21 protein-coding genes are annotated in these 21,793 nt (G+C 65.3%); 6 read left to right on the top strand and 15 right to left on the bottom strand.

Annotated features, from left to right (window positions below; genetic code table 11):
* The first annotated feature begins 16 nt into the window (after positions 1–16).
* Entirely contained in the window at positions 17–571 is a 555-nt protein-coding gene (locus tag MKK04_RS05270; RefSeq protein WP_063911447.1) for a L,D-transpeptidase family protein, read from the top strand.
* A gap of 126 nt (positions 572–697) precedes the next feature.
* Here the strand turns inward: MKK04_RS05270 and MKK04_RS05265 are convergent, their stop codons facing one another.
* From MKK04_RS05265 to MKK04_RS05210, 12 genes are all read right to left on the bottom strand, one after another.
* A complete protein-coding gene (locus tag MKK04_RS05265) occupies positions 698–1,357 on the bottom strand; it encodes a type II secretion system protein N (RefSeq protein ID WP_233687221.1) in 660 nt (219 codons plus the stop codon).
* On the bottom strand, positions 1,354–1,740 hold the full coding sequence (gene gspM / locus MKK04_RS05260; protein WP_241106319.1) for a type II secretion system protein GspM: 387 nt from the start codon (positions 1,738–1,740) through the stop codon (positions 1,354–1,356). The genes MKK04_RS05265 and gspM overlap by 4 nt, the downstream gene beginning before the upstream one ends.
* A complete protein-coding gene (gspL, locus tag MKK04_RS05255) occupies positions 1,737–2,813 on the bottom strand; it encodes a type II secretion system protein GspL (protein ID WP_233693913.1) in 1,077 nt (358 codons plus the stop codon). Before gspL ends, gspM begins: the two co-directional genes overlap by 4 nt.
* Complete coding sequence (locus MKK04_RS05250; RefSeq protein ID WP_267933469.1) at positions 2,810–3,406, bottom strand: type II secretion system protein; 597 nt, start codon at positions 3,404–3,406, stop codon at positions 2,810–2,812. The genes gspL and MKK04_RS05250 overlap by 4 nt, the downstream gene beginning before the upstream one ends.
* Positions 3,407–3,552: 146 nt before the next feature.
* Positions 3,553–3,921: a type II secretion system protein GspI gene (locus MKK04_RS05245; RefSeq protein ID WP_207835703.1), complete on the bottom strand. Its 369-nt coding sequence runs from the start codon at positions 3,919–3,921 to the stop codon at positions 3,553–3,555.
* Positions 3,918–4,355: a type II secretion system minor pseudopilin GspH gene (gene gspH / locus MKK04_RS05240; RefSeq protein ID WP_207835719.1), complete on the bottom strand. Its 438-nt coding sequence runs from the start codon at positions 4,353–4,355 to the stop codon at positions 3,918–3,920. The genes MKK04_RS05245 and gspH overlap by 4 nt, the downstream gene beginning before the upstream one ends.
* 3 nt (positions 4,356–4,358) lie before the next feature.
* On the bottom strand, positions 4,359–4,793 hold the full coding sequence (gene gspG, locus MKK04_RS05235) for a type II secretion system major pseudopilin GspG (RefSeq protein ID WP_063911442.1): 435 nt from the start codon (positions 4,791–4,793) through the stop codon (positions 4,359–4,361).
* Between the two features lie 17 nt (positions 4,794–4,810).
* Complete coding sequence (gene gspF / locus MKK04_RS05230) at positions 4,811–6,013, bottom strand: type II secretion system inner membrane protein GspF (RefSeq protein WP_063911441.1); 1,203 nt, start codon at positions 6,011–6,013, stop codon at positions 4,811–4,813.
* A gap of 3 nt (positions 6,014–6,016) precedes the next feature.
* Positions 6,017–7,465: a GspE/PulE family protein gene (locus MKK04_RS05225; RefSeq protein WP_241106788.1), complete on the bottom strand. Its 1,449-nt coding sequence runs from the start codon at positions 7,463–7,465 to the stop codon at positions 6,017–6,019.
* On the bottom strand, positions 7,465–9,228 hold the full coding sequence (gspD, locus tag MKK04_RS05220) for a type II secretion system secretin GspD (protein WP_241106318.1): 1,764 nt from the start codon (positions 9,226–9,228) through the stop codon (positions 7,465–7,467). Before gspD ends, MKK04_RS05225 begins: the two co-directional genes overlap by 1 nt.
* A 3-nt stretch (positions 9,229–9,231) precedes the next feature.
* Complete coding sequence (locus MKK04_RS05215; RefSeq protein WP_207835750.1) at positions 9,232–9,657, bottom strand: pilus assembly protein PilZ; 426 nt, start codon at positions 9,655–9,657, stop codon at positions 9,232–9,234.
* Entirely contained in the window at positions 9,654–11,294 is a 1,641-nt protein-coding gene (locus tag MKK04_RS05210; RefSeq protein WP_207835753.1) for a lipoprotein UxpA, read from the bottom strand. The genes MKK04_RS05215 and MKK04_RS05210 overlap by 4 nt, the downstream gene beginning before the upstream one ends.
* Before the next feature lie 224 nt (positions 11,295–11,518).
* On the opposite strand from MKK04_RS05210, the gene MKK04_RS05205 reads away from it, so the two are divergent.
* Both MKK04_RS05205 and MKK04_RS05200 read left to right on the top strand, forming a co-directional pair.
* Positions 11,519–13,579, top strand: coding sequence for a PhoX family protein (locus tag MKK04_RS05205; protein ID WP_233693911.1), 2,061 nt, complete (start codon positions 11,519–11,521; stop codon positions 13,577–13,579).
* A 166-nt stretch (positions 13,580–13,745) separates the two neighbouring features.
* On the top strand, positions 13,746–14,654 hold the full coding sequence (locus tag MKK04_RS05200) for an RHS repeat-associated core domain-containing protein (RefSeq protein WP_233687227.1): 909 nt from the start codon (positions 13,746–13,748) through the stop codon (positions 14,652–14,654).
* A gap of 141 nt (positions 14,655–14,795) precedes the next feature.
* Here MKK04_RS05200 and gspK read toward each other — a convergent pair whose 3' ends face one another.
* Positions 14,796–15,761, bottom strand: coding sequence for a type II secretion system minor pseudopilin GspK (gene gspK / locus MKK04_RS05195; RefSeq protein WP_241106317.1), 966 nt, complete (start codon positions 15,759–15,761; stop codon positions 14,796–14,798).
* A 144-nt stretch (positions 15,762–15,905) separates the two neighbouring features.
* On the opposite strand from gspK, the gene tatA reads away from it, so the two are divergent.
* From tatA to tatC, 3 genes are read left to right on the top strand one after another with little or no spacing between them, the layout of a single operon-like run.
* Positions 15,906–16,139 carry a twin-arginine translocase TatA/TatE family subunit gene (tatA, locus tag MKK04_RS05190; protein WP_233693909.1) on the top strand — a complete coding sequence of 78 codons (234 nt, stop codon included), beginning with the start codon at positions 15,906–15,908 and terminating at the stop codon, positions 16,137–16,139.
* Complete coding sequence (gene tatB / locus MKK04_RS05185) at positions 16,139–16,444, top strand: Sec-independent protein translocase protein TatB (RefSeq protein ID WP_241106316.1); 306 nt, start codon at positions 16,139–16,141, stop codon at positions 16,442–16,444. The genes tatA and tatB overlap by 1 nt, the downstream gene beginning before the upstream one ends.
* Positions 16,441–17,202 carry a twin-arginine translocase subunit TatC gene (gene tatC, locus MKK04_RS05180; RefSeq protein ID WP_207835805.1) on the top strand — a complete coding sequence of 254 codons (762 nt, stop codon included), beginning with the start codon at positions 16,441–16,443 and terminating at the stop codon, positions 17,200–17,202. Before tatB ends, tatC begins: the two co-directional genes overlap by 4 nt.
* A 103-nt stretch (positions 17,203–17,305) precedes the next feature.
* On the opposite strand, the gene MKK04_RS05175 is transcribed toward tatC, so the two are convergent.
* Together MKK04_RS05175 and purL are read right to left on the bottom strand one after the other, a co-directional pair.
* Positions 17,306–17,617 (bottom strand): NGG1p interacting factor NIF3, encoded by a 312-nt coding sequence (locus tag MKK04_RS05175; protein WP_241106315.1) that lies wholly within the window; start codon positions 17,615–17,617, stop codon positions 17,306–17,308.
* A 3-nt stretch (positions 17,618–17,620) separates the two neighbouring features.
* Positions 17,621–21,517, bottom strand: a complete 3,897-nt coding sequence (purL, locus tag MKK04_RS05170; protein WP_063911430.1) for a phosphoribosylformylglycinamidine synthase — start codon at positions 21,515–21,517, stop codon at positions 17,621–17,623.
* Positions 21,518–21,793 lie beyond the last annotated feature (276 nt).

Below are 21,793 nucleotides of genomic sequence, written 5' to 3'. Positions count from 1 at the left end.
TCAGGGATACCGTTACATGCGCTGGTTGTTTGCCCTTTTCTGCCTTTGCGTTACCTCGGTGTCCCAGGCGGCCTTCACCGAGACCATCCTCCGCAAGCCCCAGCCGGCAGTGCAAACACCCTCGCCTTCGCAGCAGGCCATGCAGCCGCTGATCGACAAGGTGCTGGTGATCAAGTCCGAACGCCGCCTGCAGTTGATCAGCCGTGGCGAGCCGCTGAAAACCTACCGCATCTCCCTGGGCAAGCAGCCCAAGGGCGCCAAGGAACGCGAGGGCGACAAGAAAACCCCCGAGGGCCTGTACTGGCTGGACTGGCGCAAGCAGAGCGACCGCTTCAACCTGGCCATACACATCAATTACCCGAACATCACCGATGCCGCCCGTGCCACCCGAGAAGGGGTGAGTGCCGGCAGCATGATCATGATTCATGGCACACCGATCAACGACGAGTACCCGGAGTGGTACTTCCATACCCTGGACTGGACCGATGGCTGCATTGCCATGCGTAACCGCGACATGCAGGAAGTGTGGGACCTGGTGCGGGATGGGACGTTGATCGAGATTCGGCCTTGAGGTTTGTCGGAGCATTTCCGGCGCCTGCACGATCGAGCGCCGCCCGCGCGGCGCTCGATTTGCGCCCCCACTCAAGACTCAAGCCAATCACCTCCCAGCCTTCATGCAATCTCCACGCATTTCCCCTTACCAGCGCAAGTCTCGCTGCCCTGCCAATGCCTGTGGCCCAATCCACTGCCCCCCACGTAGCAAGGGTGTCAGCGCCGCCTCCGGCTGCAACTCGAACACTACCTGCGCCCGGCGCCCTGGCAGGTCGGCATCCACAGCCAGTTGATGCTGCCCCTGCTGCACCAACTGCCCGCGCAGGCGCCAGCCGCGCTGGCAGTCCATCTCCAGCCAGCCCTGCCCCAGGCCGAGCGACCAGGGCTCGCTCAGGGCAAGGTCGGTTACCGTTATGCGGCCTTCACTGGTAAGACATTGGCGCCCTGCCCCCTGAATTCGCAATGCCCCCTGCCACTGACCCGCCAGGCGATAATCCGTCGGAACGGTCGCCTGGGCGCCCACCGCAGAGGCGTCGAGCCGCCAGCGCCAAGGCCAGCCTTCGGCACGCAACTGCCAGGCCTGGCCCTGAAAGCCCAACTGCGCATTCGCCTGCAAGCGCCAAGGCTGCACCGTCCAGTGCAAAGGCCCGACCGGGCCCAACTGTCGGGCCTGGCCTTGCCACAGGCTGCCACTGGCGTCACGCATTGGCAGGCCGAACGCACGCACCACCCAATTGGCCGGAAGCTCAACCACTACCGACAGCACGAATACCAGCACAACCCACGCCATGCCCTTGCGGCTCATGGCTGCACCACCAGGTTGAAGCGCAGGCCCTTGGCATCCTGCTCCAGCCCCCATTGCAGTAGCTGGGCACCTTCTGCACGCAGGCTTTGCAACCAGCCTTGCAGCACGCGCTCGTCGGCCACCTGCCCATGCAGTTGCCAGGTTTTGTCGTGCGCATCGACCTCGGCCAGTTCGATCTGCCGCGCCTGAGCCGACTGGCGTAGCCGCTCCAGGTTCAACCCCGGGCCGCGCTGCAGGCTGGCGGCCTGTTCGGCCAGCCCGCGCCACTGGCTGAGCTCGCGCCATTGCGCAAGGCCTGCGCGCAGGGCAAGGAAGGCCAGCAACAAAGCAATCAGTGCCCAGGCGAACTTCAGACGATGACGCTTTAGCCAGTCCCGGTTCATGAGGCCGCTCCCAGGTCGAACACCACTTGGCCATCTTGCACCTGGACGGAGGCCCCGGCAGCTGTAGCCATGTCGCTCCATGGCGGCGCACTGCCCTCGCCCTCCAGCCGCAGGTGCCAGCGCTGGCCATCGAAGCGCACCGCTTGCAGGCGCCAGCCGGGGTGCTCACGCAACCAGGCCTGCAACGTCGCCTGCAGGTCGTCGAGCTGGCGCGTGCGCAGTTGCTGCTGCAGTTCGGTTTCGCGCAGGCGCTTGAGGGCCTGCGCGGCGTGCCGCGGGCTGGCCTGCTCACCGGTCACGGCGATGACCTGGCTGCGCCAGCGTTGCGCCTGGCCCCACTGCGTGCTCAACCACAGCCCGCCCCAGATGGCAGCCAGTACCAGGCAGGCAGCGAGCAGCCGTTGCTGCGGCCGGGAAACCGCCGGCAGCGGGCGCACCTTGCGGGTACGCTCGAACAGGCCGGGCAATGTATCGAGCGGTACCAACGTACTTGGCCAGTCGCCGCTCAGCGAGACCTTTTGCAGCGCCGCCCACGGTTGCCGTGGCACCTCGCCCAGTCCCTCCGGCCAAGCCAGCCAGTGCTCCTGCCCGTCTTCGGCCAGCCCTATGTACAAGGACATGCCGGGTGTGCGCTGCCATTGCCAGGCATAGCCCGCCTCAGGGGGCGGCAGCAGCTGCAGCTCCGCCCAGCAACGCGCCACCTGCAAGCCCCATTCGGCACACTGCCCGCGCCAGTCGTCCAGTTGCTGACGGGCCACCACCAGTAACCGCAGATGGCCAGGCTCGCGAGCCAGGCAGGCGCATGTCACCTCATCGATGGCCTGCAGCAGGCGGTCTTCGAGCAACAGCGGCCATTCTTCACGCTTGAGGCCGGGCGGTGCCGGCACGCGGAAATGGCTGCAGGCCTGGGCAGGCAGGACCAACGCCACACGGGCCAGCAGGTTCGCCGGGGGCTCGCCCTGGCCTTGGCGTTGCACAAGGTCACCCTCGACCAGCGCCCAGTGCCAGACAATGCCCGGTCGCAGCAACAGCCATGTCTGGGCCGGGCTGCGCCGCCGCCATTCAAACTTCATGAGCGCCCCCACGGGAGGGCGAAGGTGCAGACATAGGGTGCTCCGTCACGCTGCAGCTCCAGACGCACGCCACGGCCGGGGTGCGCAGGTTGGTCGGAAGGCCAGGCCAGCCAGCGGCCGCCCTGGTAATAAAGAACATTCATGGCACTGACCCGATCGAGCCGTTCGCGCTGGACCCAACCTGGGGCGGCGGCGGCGTAAAGGTCGGCCGAACTTTCCAGCAGCAGGCGCTGCTCGCGTGCCTCGAAGCGCAGGCGCTGGCGTTGCAGGCGCGAGCCGCCTTCGGCTTCCGGCAGGCCGGTGGTGGCGACCCAGAGCAACTGGTTGCTTGCCGGTTGCCAGTCCAGCCAGCGGCTGGCCAGGGGCAGGCGCTGGTCGTAGACACGGCGCATCACCGGGCTGTCGAAGCGACGCTCCAGGGCCAGGCAGAAGTCCAGCACCGAGGTTTCCCGGGTGGTGACCTGCAGGCGTTCGCGGACCTTGAGCCAGCCGTTGACCAGGGCGGCGAGCATGATGCCGAGCACGGCGGTAAGGGCCAGGGCAACCATCAGCTCGATCAGGGTCAGGCCGGCCTGGCGGCGCTTCGTGGGCAGGATACCGGGCTGACGGGTATACGCCTTCCCTGTGGGAGCGGGTTCACCCGCGAACACCGGCGAAGCCGGTGCCACACACCGCGGTGCCTGCTTCGCGGGTAAACCCGCCCCCACAGGGACCGCACAAGCTTCAGGATTTCTGTAACTCATGGCCGCTCCAGGAATACGGTGTACTGGCCCAGCGGCAGGCGCTGGTCGCGGTCGGCGAACAGCAGCAGTTCGCCACGGCGCAGGTCGCGTACGCCGGTGCGGCGCAGTTGCAGTTGCCAGTGGCAGCGCTGGCCACCCTGGCTCAGTTCACCGCCAACCTGGTTTGCAGCTGGCCAGTACTGCTCGACGGCAAAGCGGGTTTGCAGTTCGCGCGCACACAGCAGGCCAAGGCGGTGCTGTTGCAGGTTGTCCTGCACCGCCAGGCGCTGGCGCAGAACCTGGCTGGTGATCACCGCCAGCACTGCGGCGATCGCCAGGGCCACGGTCACTTCCAGCAGGGTGAAGCCACGCTGATGCTGCTTCATGGGGCAACCACCACCTGCAAGCGGCCAGCGCGGCTCCAGGCCCATTGCTGGCTGCCATCGGCCCAGCGCCAGCGCACATTGCCCGGTTGCGCCCAGCCATGCGGGGTGAACAGCAGGCGCGGCTGCGGGCTGGCCGGCCAGTCCGGGTGCAGGCCCTTGGGCCAGTCGCCGAGGGCGACGGCTTCGACCACCCAGCCATTGCCCTCGCGCCGGACGAACTCCGGGCGCTGGCCATTCCAGCGCAGCCCGCGCAGTTGCCCGGCATGCCGGGCCAGCGCGGCCTGTGCCCGGGTCTCGGTCGCCAGCCGTTGCAGGGCCTGATCGACACTGGCCTGGCTGTTGCCGAACCCAGCCACCGCCAGCCCGGTCATCAGCCCGGCGATGGCCAGCACCACCAGCAACTCGATCAGGCTGAAGCCCCGCTGACAACGCACCCGTTACAGCTCCCAGTTACCCAGGTCGGCATCCTGGCCTTCGCCGCCCGGCTGGCCATCGGCGCCCAGCGAGTACACGTCGACCCGGCCATGTTCGCCGGGCATGCGGTACTGGTATGGGGTGCCCCACGGGTCTTCCGGCAGGCGGCGCACGTAGCCGTCACTGCGCCAGGCCCGTGGCAGCGGTTCCTGGGCCGGCTTTTTCACCAGCGCGGCCAGGCCCTGTTCGCTGCTGGGGAAACGCAGGTTGTCCAGGCGATACATGTCCAGCGCCTGCTCTAGGGTGGCCAGGTCGGCCATCACCTTCTGCTTCATGGCCTTGTCCTGGTTGCCCAGCACGCTGGGCGCAACCACGGCGATCAGCAAGCCGATGATGAAGATCACCACCATGATTTCCATGAGGGTGAAACCGCGCTGGCGGTTACGTCGATGCTGCATGGCAGTACTCCTTGTCGTCACAGTTGCAGGCCCTGGTTGAGTTGCATGATCGGCAGCAGCACCGCCAGCACGATGAACAGCACCACGGCGCCCATCACCAGGATCATCAGGGGTTCGAACAGCGCCATGGCGGTATCGACCTGGCGGGCAAAGCCGCGCTCCTGGTCGTCGGCCACGCGCTCGAGCATGTCGGCCAGGGTGCCGCTGGCCTCACCGCTGCCGACCATGTTCACCAGCAGCGGCGGGAATTGCTGGCTGGCATCCAGCGCGCGGTGCAGGCTGGTGCCGCCCTGCACCTGCTGGCGCACCTGCTCCATGGCCAGACGGATACGCCGGTTGCCGACAGTTTCAGTGGCCACTTGCAGGGCTTCGAGCAGGGCCACACCGCTGCCGCTGAGAATCGCCAGGCTGCGTGCCAGGCGCGCGCTTTCCAGCACCTGCAGCAGGCTGCCAATGTGTGGCAGACGTAGCAGCAACTGGTCGCGGCGCAGGCACCAGTACGGCTTGCGCAACAACCAGCCGCCGAGCACGCCGAGCAGCAGGGCCAGCGCCAACAGCCAGGGCCCGGCCTGCACCAGCCCTTGGCTCAGACCGATCAGCAGCGATGTAATGAGCGGCAGGCTCTGCCCGGCGTGGGCGAACTGTTCGGTGAGCTTGGGCACGACGAAGGTCATCAGGCCTACTACCACGGCGAGTGATACCCCCATCAAAACGGTGGGGTAGATCAGCGCGGTACGTGCCTTGTGCTGTTGTCGTTGTACCTGCTCCAGGTGGTCGGCGAGGCGGGTCAGCACCTGGGCCAGGCGCCCGGAGCGCTCGCCGGCCTCGACCAGCGCGCAATACAGGCCGGTGAACGGTGCCCCCTGACGGGCCAGGCTGCGGGCCAGGCCCAGGCCTTCGGCCAACGAGCCGCGCAAGGCCACCAGCACACTGTGCAGGGCGGGCTGGCGCAGTTGCCGTTCCAGGGTAGCCAGGGCGTCGACCAGAGGGATGCCGGCACCGGTCAGGGTGGCCAGCTGACGAGTCAGTTCGCACAGCTGGGCGCGGCTCAGGCGCTGGCGCCGGGGTTGCCGGGTGCCGGCTTCGTGACGCTGCAACCGGCGAGCGAACAGGCCCTGCTCGCGCAACAACTGACGGGCATGACGTTCGCTGTCGGCCTGCAAGCTGGCCTTGTGGGGCTTGCCGGCGAGATCGACGGCCTGGTAGCGATAGGTCGGCATGGCTCAGCCCTGCACCACACGCAGTACTTCGGCAAAACTGGTCTCGCCACGGGCCAGGCAGCCGCTGGCCATCGCCACCAGGCTCTGCCGGCGTTCGGCCAGGTAGTCCTGCATGGCCAGTTCACTGGCGCCGTCGTACAGCAGGCCGATCAGCCCGGCGTCCAGTTCGATGAATTCATACAGGCCCAGGCGCCCGACATAACCGCTGCCCTGGCACTGCTCGCAGCCCACTGCGTGGTAGCTGCTGCCCAGTGCCGCCAGCTCGGGCCACAGGTCACGTTCCGCCGGTTGCAGTGGGTGCGCCACGGCGCAACTGCACAAGCGCCGCACCAGGCGCTGGGCCAGTACGCCGCGCAGGCACGAGGCGATCAGGAACGGCTCGACGCCCATGTCACGCAGGCGGGTCACCGCGCCCACCGCACTGTTGGTGTGCAGTGTGGATAACACCAGGTGGCCGGTGAGGCTGGCCTGCACGGCGATCTGCGCGGTCTCCTGGTCGCGGATTTCGCCGAGCATGATCACGTCCGGGTCCTGGCGCAGGATGGCGCGCAGGCCACTGGCGAAGGTCAGCCCGGCACGCGGGTTGATGGCGGTCTGGCCGATGCCGGCGATGGCGTATTCCACCGGGTCCTCGACGGTGAGGATATTGCGGCTGCCGTCGTTGAGGCTGTTGAGGCTGGCGTACAAGGTAGTGGTCTTGCCCGAACCGGTCGGCCCCGTGGATAGCACGATGCCGTTGGGCCGCGCCAGGCAGCTGCGCAGGCCCTGCAACACCGCTGCCGGCATGCCCAGGTTGCCTAGCGCCAAAAGGCTGGCCTGCTTGTCGAGCACACGCATCACCACCCGCTCGCCATGGATGCCGGGCAGGGTCGAAACGCGCACATCCACTTCACGCCCCGCCGCACGCAGGGTGATACGGCCATCCTGGGGCTGGCGCTTTTCGGCGATGTCCAGGCGCGCCATGACCTTGATCCGCGACACCAGCATGGCCGACAGTGCACGCGGTGGGCGCAACACTTCGCGCAGGTGACCATCGACCCGCAGGCGCACCACCAGGCTCTGCTCGAAGGTTTCTATATGAATGTCCGAGGCGCGCAGGCGCAGGGCCTGGCCGAACAGGCCGTTGATCAGGCGGATTACCGGAGCTTCGTCGTCGCTTTCCAGCAGGTCCTCGATGCGCGGCATTTCGCTCATCAGGCTGTCCAGGTCGACCTGGTCACCGATGCCTTCGATCAGCGCCTCGGTGGCGGCATCACCAGCCTGGTACAGCTGGCCAAGGCGTTCGTCGAACAGCGCAGGCTCCAGGTATTCGAGCAGGCTGGGCTGGCCGTGCACGCGCAACAGCTCCTGCAACTGGGCACTGTCGGCGTCGCGCCGCAGCCACAGCTGCCAGCCCTGCTCCGCCGGGGCCATGGCCACCCCGCTCTGCCGTGCCTGGCGATAAGGCAGCATCACCAGGTACCGCCTTCCAGCCGTGCGCGGCTGGAGGGAAACACTTGCAGCAGCGGCGTAGCACCTTGTGCATCAGCCAGGTCAGGCAATTGCAGCGGCGTGGTCTGCTGCAAGGTGCGGTACTTGGCTTCGCTGAGCCCGGCCAGGCTCGGCCCGTCACGCAGGATGCGCGGGCGAATGAACACCATCAGGTTCTGCTTGGTGTTCTTGGTGGCGTCGGAGCGGAACAGCCGGCCCAGGTAAGGGATATCGCCTAGCAGCGGCACGCGCTGGTCGCTGGTGCTCAGTTCGTCGCTGATCAGGCCGCCGAGGATCACCAGGCCGTTGTCCTCGACCATGACCTTGGTCTTGATCTCGCGCTTGTTGGTGATCACGTCGCTGGCAGCGGTTGACTCGGCAATCGATGACACCTCCTGGACAATATCCAGGCGCACGCTGTTGTCGATGTTGATCTGCGGCTTGATGCGCAGCTTCACCCCGACCTCCTTGCGCTCGATGGTCTGGTACGGGTTGGCGTTGCTCTGCGTCACCGAACCGGTGACGAAGGGCACCTCCTGGCCAACCAGGATCGACGCCTCGGCGTTGTCCAGGGTCAGCAGGGTGGGCGTGGACAGCAGGTTGAAGCCGCTCTTGCCCTTCAGCGCATTGACCAGCATGGCGAAGTTGAAACCGCCACCGAAATGGCCGATACCCGCCATGGCGCCGGTGGTGCTGGACAACAGGTCGCTCAGGGCCTCGTTGTCGCCACTGGCGGCGGCCCCGGCGATGTTGGCGATGTTCACCCCGTTGCTGCCGAAATTGACAATGCCGGCACCGAACTTCTCGTCGGCGAACAGCCACTGCACACCCAGTTCCTGGGCGCTGCTGTCGGACACCTCGGCGATGATCGCTTCCACCACGACCTGGGCACGGCGAATGTCCAGCTGCTCGACGATGGCGCGGTAGGCGGCCAGCTCGCTGTCGGGGCCGACCATGACCACGGCGTTGGTGCCTTCTTCGTATTCCAGGCGGATGCCCGAGCCGCCGGCAGCAGCCACCACGAGCCGGTCCTTGCCCTCGCCTTCGCCCGCACCTTCAGCGGGCGCCATGCCTTCCTGGCTGAGCCCGCGCAACACCTTGACCACTTCGCCAGCATTGGCATGCCGCAGGTAGATGACCTGAGTACTGCCGTTGCCGGGTGTCTCCTGGGGGCGGTCGAGCTGGCGCAGCAAGCTGGCGATACGTTCCAGGTTGCTGCGCCAGTCGGTAACGACCAACTGGTGCGCCGCCGGGTAAGGTGTGATCACACCGACCCGAGGGTCGATCAGAGGCTTGAGAATGCCCAGCACCTGCTCGCTGGCGGCGTTGCGCACATTGAATACCCGAGTAGCCACGCTGTCGCTGCCTTCCCCCTGCTGCCCTCCGGCCTCCACCGGCACGGGTTCCAGGCGAGCGGCCTGGTCGGGAACGATCTTCACGCTGCCGTTGGGCAGGTCGACAGTGGCGTAGCCCTGGGCGCGCAACTGGGCCAGGAAGATGTCGTAGATGGCATCGGCGTCGTGCAGGTCGACGGTGCGCACGGTGACCTTGCCCTTGACTCGGGGGTCGACAATGAAGGTGGTCCCGGTGATGCGCGACACGCTATCGATGAACTCGCCCAGTTCGGTGTCGACGAAGTTGACCTCGTACAGGGGCGTGCCGTTGTCATCGAACACCGGCTCTTCGGCACAGGCCATGGACAGGGTCAGGCTCAGCACGGTCGCCACGCAATATCTAACAAGCATCGTTCATCCTTGCCGCTTGAAGCCGGTCACGGCGGGGCGTGGCGGCCAGGGCAGGCGCTCACGCCGCCCCTGGTTGTTGAAAATCAGGCCATCGCTGTCGATGTCCTGCAGCACGATCCCTGGCGCCAGGCGCTGGCCGCGGGCCAAAGTGCGCACCTGCTCGCCATAGCGCAGCACTACCACGCTGGAAGCCAGCGGCTGGGCCTTGAGGCCGCCGAGGTATTGCAGCGGCAAGTGGGTGATGGCGATGGCACCGTCGTCGACGGGTACCTGCCAATGGCCGACCATCAAGCCAGGCAGCGGCTTGTTGGCCGCTGCGGGCGCAGTGGCCGGTTGCGGCTGGCGGCCCAGTTGCAGCACGCACTGGGCGGCCAGCCAGCCGGCCAGGGTCAGGCCGGCGCCAGTCAGCAGGCGCGAGGCGAGCATCACGAGGCCAGCTGCCTTGGGTGCCAGCCCGGGTGCCCCTGTACGTAGCGCACTTCGGGCAGTTGCAGCGGCACCAGTTGCCAGTCGGCCGGCTGCCGGGCGAGCCAGGCTTCGACCCGTTGCCACAGCGGCTCGCCAGCCTGGGTTTCGAATTGCAGGCCAAAGGTGCGGCACAGGCCCTGCACCGGCTCCAGGCCACTGATGCGCTTGCCTTGCGGGCTGTAGCTGACACGCCAGGCCTGGCCCTGCCAGCGCGGCAGGTCCTGGCTGTTGTCCAGCAGCAGCGGGTCGCCGAACAGTTGCTCCGCGGCGTTTTCCAGCACTTGCTCGACCTGCCGGGCCGGCGCTTCGACCACCGGTGCCGGGTAGCCACCGGTGAGACTGATCAGGTGTTCACGGGTGATGGCCGCCCCGGCGGGCAGCGGGTAGTCATAACGCAGGCCCGGCAGCAGCACTGGCATGCTGCTGTCGTCGGCCAGGGCCTGATGCAGCAGGCGGTCCCAACTGCCGCCGCGGGTGTCGCGGCGCCACAGCGCCTGGGGCGCGCGGGCCAGCGGTTGGTCGAGCCAGGCCGCATGGCCGGCGCGCTGCTGGCGCAGTTCTGCCTGCAATGCCCCGACACGCTGCTGTGCGGCGGGTGCCAGCTGTTGTTCAAAGGCCGGGAAGAAACGCCCGTCGAACTGCCACAGCCCGGCCACGCGCTGGCAGCGCAGGCGAAAGGCGCCGCTGCCCCGGCACCCGGCGAACAGCACCGGCACGCGGCGGCCGCTGGCCTGGCTCACCTCGACCGGCGCCGGCCACAGGTCCTGGCCACGAGCGCACAGCAGCACGTCGATCTGCGGCACCCGCTCGGCCAGCCACAGGCCCGGCCCGGTACCGACATCGGCCATGGCCACCACCAGGTCGGCCTCGCGCCGGGCCTGTTCGAACACTGGCTGCAATGACTGGTACCACTGTTTAAGAGAGGCTTTCTGGTCCTGGGCGTAGGGGTCGGTCACGCCGACCACGGCAATACGTGCGCCGCCGCGTTCGAAGATGTGCAAGGCTTCCAGGCCCAACGCCTGACGTTGCGTGTCCGCCAGCCCGGCGCCCAGGGTAACGGCGGTAGCCTGGCGATACAGCGCCGGGCTGCGCTGTGGCCACAGCACGCGCTCGTCGCTGCTGACCCGTGCTTCGATGCCCAGCAGCTGGCTGCCCTGCAGGCCGCTTTCGCCCTGGGTCAGGTAAGCCAGGCCACTGCCATTCCAGCCTTGGCCGTTTTCCAGGGTCAGGCTGTTGCCCGCCCCAGCCTCGCCGCGCAATTGCTCCAGCAACGCCGCCAGCACCGCGTAGCCGCCCAGTTGGGCAGATGCAGCCTGGCTGGCATCGAGCAGTGGCGCCAGTCGCGGGTAGGCGATACTGGCGCTGCTGCCAGTCATCCATGGGGCGCGGCCCAGGTGGCTGACCGGCCCCAGGCGGGTGGCCGGCACCACGGCCTGGCCAGGCTGGCGGGCATCGAGGGTATCGGCCACGTACAGCAGGTCGAGGCGGGCGTTGCCGCCCTGCTGGCCAGGGAAGGCGGAGCAGGCGCCGAGCAACGGTGCCAAGGCACCGACACCCATCCAGCCAATCACTTCGCGCCTGTGCACACTGCTTGCCATCGAACCTGCCATCCTTATCCATGTTCATTCAGGGACCCGGATGTTGCGGCGTTGGCATTACAGTTTGATGGCAGAAATCCGACAGTCATTCCAAATGGATCTGTAGGCCATGCTTCTAAGAGCGAGTTGTTTTAAAACCCCCTTAACATTTCTGCCAATGAATCATCATATTTGCGCACTAAAGTCGCGGTTTCCTCTAACTCAGCCAACATAAGGACACCCTGATGAGTCGAGATACCGGCGACAACCTGGACCGGAACCAAAGCGGCAACCTGCCGATGGCCAACGTCATGGATGCTTACCTGAGCCGCCGCAGTGTGATGCGCGGCAGCCTGGGCGCCGCCATCGCCATGATTGCCGGTACCGGCCTGACAGGCTGCTTCGACGGTGGTGGCTCCGATCACGATGATCCGGTCACCGAGCCACCCGTGACTGAGCCGGAAGTGCCGAAACTGGCACTGGGCTTCCAGTCCATCCCGGGCTCGCGCACCGACGCCTGCGTGGTTGCCGCCGGCTACAGCGCCTACGTGCTGGCGCCCTGGGGCACGCCGATCAACAGCAACGGCAACCCGTGGAAGCCCGACGGCAGCAACACCTCGACCGACCAGGCCAACGCCATGGGCATGCACCATGACGGCATGCACTTCTTCCCCATCAACGGCAGCTCCGAAGACGGCCTGCTGGCGATCAACTTCGAGTACATCGACACCGCCGCCCTGCACCCTGCCGGCCCGACCACCGATGTCAACGGCAAGCGCCCGGCCGAGGAGGTGCGCAAGGAAATCAACGCCCACGGCGCCGGCGTGGTGCGCCTGCAGAAAATCGGTGGCCGCTGGCAGGTGGTCGACAACGACCCGCTCAACCGCCGCTTCACTACCGCTTCGCGCATGGAAATCACCGGCCCGCTGCGGGGTACCGACCATGTCAAGACCAAGTATTCCACCGCCGGTACCCACTGCCGCGGCACCAACAACAACTGCGGCAACGGCTACACCCCGTGGGGCACCTACCTGACCTGTGAAGAGAACTGGCCAGGCATCTTCGTCAACAAGGGCACCCGCCCCGAAGACCAGCGCCGCATTGGCGTGGGCACTTCCAGCGGCCAGTACAAGTGGGAAACCGCAGCCGGTGACAGCAGCGAGGTGGCCGACGAGTTCGCCCGTTTCGATGTCACCGTCAAAGGCGCCAGCGCCACCGACGACTACCGCAACGAAGCCAGCACCTACGGCTACATCGTTGAAATCGACCCGTACAACAGCAGCACCCTGGCCACCAAGCGCACCGCGCTGGGCCGCTTCCGCCACGAAGGCTGCGCCCCAGGCCTGCCCGTCGCCGGCAAGCCGCTGGTGTGGTACATGGGTGACGACTCGAACAACGAGTACCTGTACAAGTGGGTGTCCACCGCCGTGTGGGACGCCGCCGACGCCAACCCGGCCGACCGCCTGGCCACCGGCGCCAAGTACCTCGACCAGGGCAAGCTGTACGTGGCCCGCTTCAATGCCGACGGCACGGGTGTATGGCTGTTGCTGGACGTGGCCACCGCCACCACTGGCGGTAGCACCCTGGGCGCGCTGTTTGGCGACCTGCCGGGCATCATCCTCAACACCCGTGGTGCCGCCGATGCCGTGGGCGCAACGCCGATGGACCGCCCGGAGTGGACCACGGTCAACCCGCTCAACGGCGACGTGTACCTGACCCTGACCAACAACAGCGCGCGCACGCCAGAAAAGGCCGATGCAGCCAACCCGCGCGGCCCGAACCGTCACGGCCACATCATCCGCTGGCACGACAGCGACGACCACCTGAGCTTCACCTGGGACATCTTCGTGTTCGGCGCCAACGCTGCCGGCACCGCCGACATCAACCGCTCCGGCCTGACCGAACTGAACCAGTTCGCCAGCCCGGACGGCATGAGCTTCGATAGCCGTGGCGTGCTGTGGTTCGAGACCGACAACGGCGAGAGCACCGTGACCGACTACACCAACGACCAATTGCTGGCGGTGATCCCTACCCAGCTGGTGGATGCCAGCGGCAAGCAGGTGCCGGTGAACGCGCAGAACCAGGTGGACCTGCGCCGCTTCTTCGTCGGGCCGAACGAGTGCGAAGTGACCGGGATTACCTTTACCCCGGACAACAAGACACTGTTCGTCAACATCCAGCACCCGGGTAACTGGCCGTATACCGACAAGGCCACCGATGCCACCCCGGCAGGCACCACGGTAAGGCCGCGGGCTGCGACGGTGGTGATTCAGCGTATCGATGGTGGGGAGATCGGGACTGTCTGACCGATCTTCCCACAAGAGTCGCTTTGCGGCCCTATCGCGACATAAGGCTGTTCCTATAGAGGTTATGCAATCCTTTGTAGGAACGGCCACCTGATAATTCTGCCAGTAGACAGCCGCCAGTCTGTAGAAAATCATTCCACCACCTACGACTCCGCGGCCCAAGCATATGCAACTAACAACGCTCCAGCCAAAAAGGAAAAACTTTTTCTTTCAAGGCGACCAATTGGTTTGCCAAGCAAGTGACAGCACACGTCACCTGCTCTGGGCCAATGGTATTGCATTAGCAGAACTGGATACAAAAAGAACAACCAGTCAAATCTTGCAGTCTGACAATGCAAACACCGCATTGCGCGGTATTCCTGGCAGCACGCAGCAGAACTATTCACCCTATGGTTTCCTGCACACAGCTCCATCAGCACATCTTGTTGCCTTCAGCGGGCAGCGGCTTGATAGAATGCTGGACTGTTATGCACTCGGCAATGGACACCGATTCTACAGCCCCAGATCAGGGCGATTTCTCCAACCTGATACTCAGTCTCCATTTCGCAAGGGCGGGCCTAACGGCTACTGCTATTGCCAGAACGATCCCATCAACCGGAATGACCCAAGTGGACAATGGTGGGAATGGCTGAAGCGGGGAGTAAATTGGCTGACCGGTCAGCTTCCAACTCTTTCTGTAGATAGACCACAGCTACGTATCGGAGGCAGCAACTGGCAAAGCTCAAGTTTACGAATAAACTTACATAGAACCGGACAAACACCAGCACCGGACTCACCTCATATTTCTCTACACATTGATGACCTCGAGTTTGCTGCAACGATAGGAAACAATATCATTAATAGCCCCGAAGTGCTGGAACCCTTATCCACCACAGTGGTTAACCGCGTCGAAAATTTTGCCGCCGGCGTTACAGCTGCTTATGTAACACACCATGCGACAAATAGCATCGGCCTCGCTTTGGCCGCCCAAATCTCAACCCAGCTTTATCTCGAAAGAGGAGCCTTCGAAGCATCTATATCGACCATTCGAGGCAGACCGCCTGAAGATCTCTTTCATATGATTAACCGTAATTAGACTTGTTTTTACAGTCCAGAGGGGCTGTCGCGCCCCCTTGGTATACCGGTGGCAAGCAGATGCCGGTAAACGCAAGACCAGATAGCGGGGAGATTAGATCGGCGTACAGGGGCCGCTTTGCGGCCCCGGCTATTTAAAGCTTTACCAGGCCATCGGCTCGCGGCTGCGCACCCGCACCTGCTGCGCCGGCACCCGGGCATGCCATTGCACCACCCCCAGCGCCTCCACCTGGAACTCGCTGCGTATCACCCGCCCTTCCTCCGCGAACGACAGCTGCAACAGGAAATACCCACTGTTCAACAGCAGCCCTTCGCTCAACCGTTCGAAGGTTTCGTCATCCACTGCCCCCAGCGCCTGGCGTAACGCAGCTGCATCCACATACCCCGACGCCGGCCGGCCGCCGATAATGCGGCTGAGCAACGAGCGCGGATAACGCCCTTCATACAGCGCCTCCAGCAACGGCAGATGCTCCAGCCCCAGGGCATTGGCATTCAGCCGCCAACCAGTGGTCTGCGGCAAGGCACACAGCATCGGGTAACGGCTCTGGCGGCTGGCGTCCGGCTCGAGTAACAGGTTCAGCTCGCTGGTATCGAGCATCGGCTGGTTGGCCGCCAGGCGCGGTGGTTGCTGGCGCAAATACTGGGCGCTTTCGGCGCCCTGCAGGCGGGCATCGCTGTCGGCATCGAGCCAGTCAGCCAAGGCATCGACCAGGCGCTCGGCAGCCATGTCGTCACCCAGCAGATAACGCAACTGGCGCGCGGCACGCTCGCCATCAGCGCCGAGCAGCGCATTGACGTTGAAGCAGGTGTGCTGGTCGCGCACCAGCAACTGCGCCTGGCCAGCGCCAAAATCATAGTTCAGCGGCTGCCCGCGCAAGGCCTGCCAGAACAGCGGGCTAAGCCGCCAACTGGGGTCACGCAGGGCCTGCCCGGCATAGGCCAGGCCGGCCTGTTCCATCGCCCGCGCTTGCACCCGCTGGTGCAACAGGCGCACGTCTTCGACCTGGCGCCGGCCATCTTCCACCAGCCAGGCCATGCCCGCCGCCAGCATCGCCAGCACCACCATCACCATCAGCAGGGCCACGCCCCGCTGTTGCCTGCCACCCATCCTGCCTGCCTCTGTCGCCGAATAAAGACGCCAGTCAACACGCCAGGTGTTGCAGGTAGATGGCAGTGACCGTTCGTCATGTGCACGTCATCTACGCGAGGCAGGATTGCCCTTCCTTTTCATGACCTTACAGGAGTGGTCGCAATGGGTGGCATTGGAATCTGGCAACTGGTGATCGTACTGCTGATCGTATTCCTGCTGTTTGGTACCAGGCGCCTCAAGGGCCTGGGTAGCGATGTGGGCGAGGCGATCCAGGGCTTTCGCAAGTCCATGGGCGGCGACAATGACGCCAACGCCCCTGGCCAGGCGCACGTACAGCAGCAGGCCCCGCTGGCTGGCCAGGCCACGCAACAGCCTCAAGCGGATCGTCAGGCCTGATGTTCGAGGTAGGCTTCAGCGAGTTGCTGCTGGTCGGCATCGTCGCGCTACTGGTGCTGGGCCCGGAACGTCTGCCGGTGGCGGCGCGCACGCTTGGCCGTGGCCTGGGCCAGGCGCGCCGGGCCATGCACGCCTTGCGCACGCAGGTGGAGCGGGAGATCGACCTGCGCGCTGTCGAGCTACCCAATCTCGACAGTGCGCCTTTGCAGCGCCTGGAACAGGAGATCCGCCAGGGCATCACCCTGAACGCGGAGCCGGCCAATGATGCGGCTACGGTTACTTCCCCCAAGGAAAACGCTTCATGAGTATTGCCATGGACCCGGCGGCGAGCATGCCGCTGACCGAACACCTGCGCGACCTGCGCAAACGACTGGTGCGTTGCCTGGCACTGGTGGCGCTGGTGTTCGCCGGGCTGTTCCCCTTCGCCCAGACGTTGTACACGCTGATTTCCGAACCGCTGCGGCGCTTCTTGCCGGAAGGCGCGAGCATGATCGCCACCAGCGTCACTTCGCCGTTCCTGACGCCGTTCAAGCTGACCGCGATGTGCGCACTGTTCGTGGCCATGCCGCTGCTGCTGCACCAGGCCTGGGGCTTTCTGGCGCCGGGGCTGTACCGCCGCGAACGGCGCATTGCCCTTCCGCTACTGGTGTCGAGCATCGTGCTGTTCTATGCCGGCATGGCCTTCGCGTTCTTCCTGGTGTTCCCGATGATGTTCGGCTTCTTCGCCAGCGTGACGCCGGAGGGCGTGGCGATGATGACCGATATCAGCCAGTACCTGGACTTTATCCTGGCGCTGTTCCTGGCGTTCGGGCTGGCGTTCGAGATCCCGGTGGCGACGTTTATCGTGGTCTGGGTGGGGTTGGCCGATGTGGCCACGTTGCGGCGCAGCAGGCCCTACGTGATCGTCGGCTGCTTTGTGGTGGGGATGATCCTGACGCCGCCGGATGTGTTTTCGCAGACGATGCTGGCGGTGCCGATGTGGGTGCTGTTCGAGGTGGGGTTGCTGGCTTGTGGGTGGCTGAAGCGGCCCGGGCAGGGCAAGGAGATTGTGCCTGGATTGTAAGGCCTCTTCGCGGGTAAACCCGCTCCCACAGGGATCGCACAATATTCGAGGGTTGTGCGATCCCTGTGGGAGCGGGTTTACCCGCGAATTGCCTTGATGCGGTCTAGAACTCGGCGAGCCGCCAGACTTCGTAGGCTGGCGTCTCGTACGGGTGGCTCTGCTTGAGCGCAGCGACGACCTGGACAATCAGCTCGTCAGCCACCACCAGCTCCACCTTCCACTCCTCCACCACCTCGACCTGACCGGCCTGCCCGAGGAACGGCTGGCTGCCGTCCAACGGGCGAAACTGGCCCTGGCCCAGGGTTTGCCAGGCGCAGTGGTCATAGTCGCCGATGCGCCCGCCACCAGCGGCGAACACAGCGGCCTTGACCACTTCGACGTGGCTGGCGGGGACGAAGAAGGCGAGCTTGTACACGCCTTAGTTCACCCACACCCGTGCGTTGCGGAACATACGCATCAGCGCGGCATCTTCCTGCCACTCATCCGGGCGCCAGGAGTTCTGCACGGCACGGAACATACGCTCCGGGTGCGGCATCATGATGGTCACGCGGCCGTCGCGGCTGGTGAGGCCGGTGATACCACGCGGCGAGCCGTTCGGGTTGGCCGGGTAGGCTTCGGTGACCTTGCCGTGGTTGTCGACGTAGCGCAGGGCCACGCAACCGGACAGGTCGGCTGCCAGCAGTGCTTCTTCGCTGGCGAACTCGGCATGGCCTTCACCGTGGGCGATGGCGATCGGCATGCGCGAACCGGCCATGCCCTGCAGGAAGATCGAGTTGGACTTCTGCACTTCGACCATGGCCACGCGCGCCTCGAACTGCTCCGAGCGGTTGCGCACGAAGTGCGGCCAGTGCTCGGTGCCCGGGATCAGCTCGTGCAGGTTGGACATCATCTGGCAACCGTTGCACACGCCCAGGGCGAAGCTGTCGGTACGCTCGAAGAAGGCCTGGAAGGCATCACGGGCGCGGCTGTTGAACAGGGCCGACTTGGCCCAGCCTTCACCGGCACCCAGCACGTCACCGTAGGAGAAGCCACCGCAGGCGACCAGGCCCTTGAAGGCTTCGAAGTCGACACGGCCGGCGAGGATATCGCTCATGTGCACGTCGATGGCAGCGAAGCCGGCGCGGTCGAAGGCGGCAGCCATCTCGACCTGGCCGTTGACGCCCTGCTCGCGCAGGATGGCCACTTGCGGGCGCACACCCTTCTTGATGTACGGCGCGGCGATGTCGTCGTTGACGTCGAAGCCCAGCTTGACCGACAGGCCCGGGTTGTCCTCTTCGAGCAGCAGGTCGAATTCCTGGTCGGCGCAGTCGGCGTTGTCACGCAGGCGCTGGATCTGGTAGCTGGTCTCGGCCCACTGGCGCTGCAGCATGCGGCGGTCGTCGTCGAACAGCACTTCGCCGTTCAGGCTGATGGACACTTCACCGTTGTTGATCGGCTTGCCGATCACCGCGACGCACTCACCCAGGCCAGCGGCGCTGAACTGTGCCAGCACGTCCGGAGTGGCATCCTGGCGAACCTGGATGACCGCGCCCAGCTCTTCGTTGAAGAGGATGGCCGGTACGTCGCCACGGCTGTCGGTCAGCGGGTCGAGGTGCAGGTCGAGGCCGCAGTGACCGGCGAAGGCCATTTCCAGCACGGTGGTAACCAGGCCGCCGTCGGAACGGTCGTGGTAGGCCAGCAGGTGACCGTCGGCGTTCAGGCCCTGGATCACGGCGAAGAAGGCCTTGAGGTCTTCGGCATCGTCGACGTCCGGTGCCTGGGCAGCGATCTTGCCGTAGGTCTGGGCCAGGATCGAGGCGCCCATGCGGTTCTTGCCACGGCCCAGGTCGATCAGGATCAGGTCGGTTTCACCCTTGTCCATGCGCAGTTGCGGGGTCAGGGTCTTGCGGATGTCGGTGACCGGAGCGAAGCCGGTGATGATCAGCGACATTGGCGAGGTGACGCTCTTCTCGACGCCCTCGTCGCTCCACTTGGTCTTCATCGACATCGAGTCTTTGCCGACCGGAATGGTGATGCCCAGCTCCGGGCACAGCTCCATGCCGACAGCCTTGACGGTGTCGTACAGGCGGGCGTCTTCACCTGGGTGGCCGGCAGCGGACATCCAGTTGGCCGACAGTTTGATGTCGGACAGCTTCTCGATGCGTGCAGCGGCCAGGTTGGTCAGTGTCTCGCCAATGGCCATGCGGCCGGACGCCGGGGCATCCAGCAGCGCCAGCGGGGTACGCTCGCCCATGGCCATGGCTTCACCGGTGTAGACGTCGAAGCTGGTGGCGGTGACGGCGCAGTCGGCCACCGGTACCTGCCACGGGCCGACCATCTGGTCACGAGCGACCAGGCCGGTGATGGTGCGGTCGCCGATGGTGATCAGGAAGCTCTTGCTGGCCACGGCCGGGTGGCTGAGGACGCGCTGAACGGCGTTGTCCAGGTCCAGCTTGCTCGGGTCGAAGTCATCGCCCAGCTCGGCTTCGCGGGTAACCGAACGGTGCATGCGTGGTGGCTTGCCCAGCAGCACATCGAGCGGCATGTCTACCGGCGTGTTGCCGAAGTGGCTGTCGCTTACGGTCAGGTGTTGCTCTTCAGTCGCTTCACCCACTACGGCAAACGGGCAACGCTCACGTTCGCAGATGGCCTTGAAGCGCTCGAAGTCGACGGCGCTGACGGCCAGCACGTAACGTTCTTGCGATTCGTTGCTCCAGATTTCGTGCGGGGCCATGCCCGGCTCGTCGTTGGGCACGTTGCGCAGCTCGAAGCGGCCACCACGGCCACCGTCGTTGACCAGCTCAGGGAAGGCGTTGGAGATACCGCCGGCGCCGACGTCGTGGATGAAGGCGATCGGGTTCTTGTCGCCCAGCTGCCAGCAGCGGTCGATGACCTCCTGGCAACGGCGCTCCATTTCCGGGTTTTCGCGCTGTACCGAAGCAAAGTCCAGGTCAGCCGAGCTGGCACCGGTCGCCACCGACGAAGCGGCGCCGCCGCCCAGGCCGATCAGCATGGCCGGGCCACCGAGCACGATCAGCTTGGCGCCGACAGTGATCTCACCCTTCTGCACGTGGTCTTCACGGATGTTGCCCATGCCACCGGCCAGCATGATCGGCTTGTGGTAGCCGCGCACTTCTTCACCGTGCGGGGTGTTGATGGCCTGCTCGAAGGTACGGAAGTAACCGGTCAGGGCCGGGCGACCGAATTCGTTGTTGAACGCAGCGCCACCCAGCGGGCCTTCGATCATGATGTCGAGGGCGTCGACGATGCGCTCAGGCTTGCCGTAGGCCTGCTCCCACGGCTGTTCGAAGCCCGGGATACGCAGGTTGGACACGGTGAAGCCGGTCAGGCCGGCCTTGGGCTTGGCACCACGGCCGGTCGCGCCTTCGTCGCGGATTTCGCCGCCGGAGCCGGTGGAGGCGCCGGAGAACGGGGCAATGGCGGTCGGGTGGTTGTGGGTTTCCACCTTCATCAGGATGTGCACCGGCTCCTGTACCGCACCGTACTGGCGGGTTTCAGGGTTCGGGAAGAAACGGCCGGCAACGTTGCCGACGATCACCGAGGCGTTGTCCTTGTACGCAGACAGCACACCTTCGTTGTGCATCTGGTAGGTGTTCTTGATCATGCCGAACAGGCTCTTTTCCTGAGCCTGGCCGTCGATGTCCCAACTGGCGTTGAAGATCTTGTGGCGGCAGTGCTCGGAGTTGGCCTGGGCGAACATCATCAGTTCGATGTCGTTCGGGTTGCGCTTGAGACCCTGGAAGGCGTTGACCAGGTAGTCGATCTCGTCTTCGGCCAGGGCCAGGCCCAGGTCGATGTTGGCCTTGGCCAGGGCGTCACGGCCACCGGCGAGGATGTCCACCGAGGTCATCGGCTTTGGCTGGGCATGGCTGAACAGGTCAGCGGCCTGCTCCAGCTGGCCGAGCACGCGCTGGGTCATGCGGTCGTGCAGCTCGGCGGCGATCAGTTCGGCGTCGGCTTCGCTCAGGCTGCCGGCAACGTAGTAGGCGATACCGCGCTCCAGGCGCTGGATCGACTGCAGGCCGCAGTTGTGGGCAATGTCGCTGGCCTTGCTGGCCCAGGGCGAAATGGTGCCCAGGCGCGGCACGACCAGGAACAGGCGGCCGCTCGGCTCCTGTACCGGCACGCTCGGGCCGTACTTGAGCAGACGGCCCAGCACCTGCTGCTGGTCGGCGGTCAGCTCGCCGTCGACATCGGCGAAGTGGGCGAATTCGGCATACAAACCAGTAACAGCGGGAACTTTCTGGCTCAGTTGCTCGAGTAATTTACCGTGGCGAAAGGCAGAAAGGGCAGGAGCGCCGCGCAGGATCAACATCGTCGGGACAGCCTCAGGAAGGGGTGTGCTTAGAGGCCGTGCATTCTAGCCTAATTCAAAGGGTTTCGGCACCCGCTCTAAGCCACGGCTGCCGGGCGGCGGAACCGGACTTTCGGGTCAGAAATTCAGGTGTTCGTCGTTGCCGGTCCGGCGCCTGTGAGATCGAGCGCCGCGCGGGCGGCGCTCGATCTCACAGGCGCCAAACCTCCATAGGCAGGCACCCACACCACAGAACCCGCTACCAGACAAGCTAACAGTTGTCGAGATATGGTTGGG

This window comes from Pseudomonas sp. LS.1a (assembly GCF_022533585.1).
Taxonomy (GTDB): Bacteria; Pseudomonadota; Gammaproteobacteria; order Pseudomonadales; family Pseudomonadaceae; genus Aquipseudomonas.
Note: the sequence above shows the minus strand (reverse complement) of the source record. Positions and strands in the feature narration are given on the sequence as shown.

Excerpts from the sequence above, each read along its gene's own strand:
- MKK04_RS05225 (WP_241106788.1), bottom strand. The coding sequence starts at position 7,465 with ATGCTGCCTTATCGCCAGGCACGGCAGAGCGGGGTGGCCATGGCCCCG.
- gspL (WP_233693913.1), bottom strand. The coding sequence starts at position 2,813 with ATGAAGTTTGAATGGCGGCGGCGCAGCCCGGCCCAGACATGGCTGTTG.
- gspF (WP_063911441.1), bottom strand. The coding sequence starts at position 6,013 with ATGCCGACCTATCGCTACCAGGCCGTCGATCTCGCCGGCAAGCCCCAC.
- MKK04_RS05200 (WP_233687227.1), top strand. The coding sequence starts at position 13,746 with ATGCAACTAACAACGCTCCAGCCAAAAAGGAAAAACTTTTTCTTTCAA.
- MKK04_RS05245 (WP_207835703.1), bottom strand. The coding sequence starts at position 3,921 with ATGAAGCAGCATCAGCGTGGCTTCACCCTGCTGGAAGTGACCGTGGCC.
- gspK (WP_241106317.1), bottom strand. The coding sequence starts at position 15,761 with ATGGGTGGCAGGCAACAGCGGGGCGTGGCCCTGCTGATGGTGATGGTG.
- MKK04_RS05210 (WP_207835753.1), bottom strand. The coding sequence starts at position 11,294 with ATGGCAAGCAGTGTGCACAGGCGCGAAGTGATTGGCTGGATGGGTGTC.
- MKK04_RS05265 (WP_233687221.1), bottom strand. The coding sequence starts at position 1,357 with ATGAGCCGCAAGGGCATGGCGTGGGTTGTGCTGGTATTCGTGCTGTCG.
- tatC (WP_207835805.1), top strand. The coding sequence starts at position 16,441 with ATGAGTATTGCCATGGACCCGGCGGCGAGCATGCCGCTGACCGAACAC.
- gspD (WP_241106318.1), bottom strand. The coding sequence starts at position 9,228 with ATGCTTGTTAGATATTGCGTGGCGACCGTGCTGAGCCTGACCCTGTCC.
- tatB (WP_241106316.1), top strand. The coding sequence starts at position 16,139 with ATGTTCGAGGTAGGCTTCAGCGAGTTGCTGCTGGTCGGCATCGTCGCG.
- MKK04_RS05205 (WP_233693911.1), top strand. The coding sequence starts at position 11,519 with ATGAGTCGAGATACCGGCGACAACCTGGACCGGAACCAAAGCGGCAAC.
- tatA (WP_233693909.1), top strand. The coding sequence starts at position 15,906 with ATGGGTGGCATTGGAATCTGGCAACTGGTGATCGTACTGCTGATCGTA.
- gspG (WP_063911442.1), bottom strand. The coding sequence starts at position 4,793 with ATGCAGCATCGACGTAACCGCCAGCGCGGTTTCACCCTCATGGAAATC.
- gspM (WP_241106319.1), bottom strand. The coding sequence starts at position 1,740 with ATGAACCGGGACTGGCTAAAGCGTCATCGTCTGAAGTTCGCCTGGGCA.
- MKK04_RS05270 (WP_063911447.1), top strand. The coding sequence starts at position 17 with ATGCGCTGGTTGTTTGCCCTTTTCTGCCTTTGCGTTACCTCGGTGTCC.
- purL (WP_063911430.1), bottom strand. The coding sequence starts at position 21,517 with ATGTTGATCCTGCGCGGCGCTCCTGCCCTTTCTGCCTTTCGCCACGGT.